The 384-nt window shown below is 41.1% G+C and carries 2 tRNA genes; both read right to left on the reverse strand.

Annotated features, from left to right (window positions below):
• Window positions 1-102: 102 nt before the first annotated feature.
• Window positions 103-178, reverse strand: a tRNA-Ala gene (locus LQ611_RS13975).
• A gap of 21 nt (window positions 179-199) precedes the next feature.
• Window positions 200-276 (reverse strand) — tRNA-Ile (locus tag LQ611_RS13980).
• Window positions 277-384: the final 108 nt, after the last annotated feature.

Below are 384 nucleotides of genomic sequence, written 5' to 3' on the forward strand. Positions count from 1 at the left end.
GCGATTATTAAGCTTGTTGAATTTCGTTAGAAATTCACTCGGTTTTTTGCTTGGTAAAATCTATTTTACTTACTTATCTAGTTTTCAATGTACAATATAATATGGTGGAGACTAGCGGGATCGAACCGCTGACCTCCTGCGTGCAAAGCAGGCGCTCTCCCATCTGAGCTAAGCCCCCTAATTGGGAATTAAATTTTAATGGTGGGCCTAAATGGACTCGAACCATCGACCTCACGCTTATCAGGCGTGCGCTCTAACCAGCTGAGCTATAGGCCCATTCTTAAATTGAATGATATAAACATTCAAAACTGAATACAATATGTCTCCGTTATTCCATGACCTAATGGTCATTCCGTAATATCCTTAGAAAGGAGGTGATCCAGC

Source organism: Mammaliicoccus sp. L-M44, from assembly GCF_022386355.1.
GTDB classification, from domain to species: Bacteria; Bacillota; Bacilli; order Staphylococcales; family Staphylococcaceae; genus Mammaliicoccus; species Mammaliicoccus sciuri_A.